This window comes from Streptomyces sp. ActVer (genome assembly GCF_027270795.1).
Taxonomy (GTDB): domain Bacteria; phylum Actinomycetota; class Actinomycetes; order Streptomycetales; family Streptomycetaceae; genus Streptomyces; species Streptomyces umbrinus_A.
Window position 1 is genome coordinate 1 of sequence record NZ_JAPWHT010000798.1, and the last position, 2,226, is coordinate 2,226.

A 2,226-nucleotide genomic window follows, 5' to 3' on the forward strand; every position below is an offset into this window, starting at 1 on the left:
GCCTCGGCGCGGCCGGGGTCGCCGTGCACTGGCCCCGTGACCTCGCCCAGGACCTGAGCGCGGCGGCGGTCGTCCGCTCGGCGCCGGGCTCGGCCACGGACGGCACGGGCTTCTTCGAGAGCGAGGAACTGCTCCAGTTCCGCTGGCAGTTGGCGCTCGGCGGCGACCCGCTCTCCGAGGCCGAGATGGACGCGCTCGCCGAGGCACACCGCCCCGTCGTGCGGCTGCGGGACCAGTGGGTGCTCGTCGACCCGGCCCTCGTCCGCAAGGCGCGCAAGCGCGAACTGGGTCTGCTCGACCCGGTCGACGCCCTCTCCGTGGCCCTCACCGGCAGCGCGGAGGTCGACGGCGAGACGGTCGAGGCGGTGCCGGTCGGCGCGCTGGCCGCCCTGCGCGACCGGCTCACGACCGGCCTGCAACCCGCCGAGCCGCCCCCCGCCCTGAAGGCCACCCTCCGGGACTACCAACTCCGCGGACTGGCCTGGCTCGACCTCATGACCTCCCTCGGCCTCGGCGGCTGCCTCGCCGACGACATGGGCCTCGGCAAGACCGTCACCCTCATCGCGCTGCACCTGAAGCGGGCGCGCACCGAACCGACCCTCGTGGTGTGCCCCGCCTCGCTGCTCGGCAACTGGCAGCGGGAGATCGAGCGGTTCGCCCCGGGCGTGCCCGTGCGCCGCTACCACGGGCCGGGCCGCTCCCTTGAGTCCCCGGAAAACATGGACAACGGGTTCGTCCTCACCACGTACGGGACGATGCGGTCGACGGCACCTCAGCTCTCCCGCCTGAAGTGGGGCATGGTCGTCGCGGACGAGGCCCAGCACGTGAAGAACCCGTACTCGGCGACGGCCAAGGCGCTGCGGACGATCCCCGCACCGGCCAGGGTCGCCCTGAGCGGCACCCCCGTGGAGAACAACCTCTCCGAACTGTGGGCCCTGCTCGACTGGACGACTCCGGGGCTGCTCGGCCCTCTGAAGTCCTTCCGAGCCCGGCACGCGCGCGCGGTGGAGAACGGCGAGGACGAGGAGGCCGTGACCCGCCTCGCCCGGCTGATCCGCCCCTTCCTCCTCCGTCGCAAGAAGTCCGACCCCGGCATCGTCCCCGAGCTGCCCCCCAAGACGGAGACGGACCACCCCGTCCCCCTCACCCGCGAACAGGCCTCCTTGTACGAAGCCGTGGTCCGCGAGTCGATGCTGGCGATCGAGAGTGTCGACGGCATCGCCCGGCGCGGCCTGGTCCTCAAGCTCCTCACCGCGCTCAAGCAGATCTGCGACCACCCCGCGCTGTATCTGAAGGAGGACACCGGCGAGCACCTCGGCGGCGGAGGAGGGGCAGCCCGTCAGGCCGCCCGCTCCGGCAAACTCGCCCTCCTGGACGAGCTGTTGGACACGCTGCTCGCCGAGGACGGCTCGGCGCTCGTCTTCACGCAGTACGTGGGCATGGCCAAGCTGATCACCCACCACCTCGCGGCACGCGCGGTCCCCGTGGAACTCCTTCACGGGGGTACGCCGGTGGCCGAGCGCGAGCACATGGTCGACCGTTTCCAGAGCGGGGCGACGCCGATCCTGGTCCTCTCCCTCAGGGCGGCCGGCACGGGCCTCAACCTCACGCGCGCGGGGCACGTCGTCCACTTCGACCGCTGGTGGAACCCCGCCGTGGAGGAGCAGGCCACCGACCGCGCCTACCGCATCGGCCAGACCCAGCCCGTCCAGGTCCACCGCCTCATCACCGAGGGCACCGTCGAGGACCGCATCGCCGAGATGCTCGCCTCCAAGCGGGCCCTGGCCGACGCGATCCTCGGCTCCGGCGAGGCATCCCTGACGGAACTGACCGACCGCGAGCTGTCCGACCTGGTCTCGCTGAGGAGGTCGACGTGACGTCTTCGACGGATCGGCCGGAGCAGCTGGAGCAGCCGGATCGGCCGGATCGGCAGGAAGAGAGGGATCGGCAGGACGAGCGGGAACAGCTGCATCAGCTGGAACAGGCGGACTCGCCTGGCACGGAGACGTCACCGGCAGGCGAGACGCTTTCGGCCCGTGAGTCGCTCCCGGCCGGTGACGCCCTCCCGGCCGGTGGGACCCTCTCGGTCGGAGAGCCCCGGCCCGCTGACGCCGCTCGGCGTGCCTTGCGGGCTGCGAGGCGGGCGGGTGGCGGAGGGCCGGCGGTCGGCGTGGGGGAGAAGCACTCCACCGAGGCGGACGCGCGCCCTGCGGAGCCCAGAAGAGC

1 protein-coding gene and 1 pseudogene are annotated in these 2,226 nt (G+C 72.6%); both read left to right on the forward strand.

All coding sequences use genetic code 11. The features are described from left to right. A partial coding sequence (locus O3Q52_RS52175; RefSeq protein WP_269655408.1) for a DEAD/DEAH box helicase occupies positions 1–1,877 on the forward strand: 1,877 nt, incomplete at its 5' end. Then, positions 1,874–2,226 (forward strand): annotated as a pseudogene (locus O3Q52_RS52180) (hypothetical protein); the annotation flags it as partial. The gene O3Q52_RS52175 and the pseudogene O3Q52_RS52180, both read left to right, overlap by 4 nt.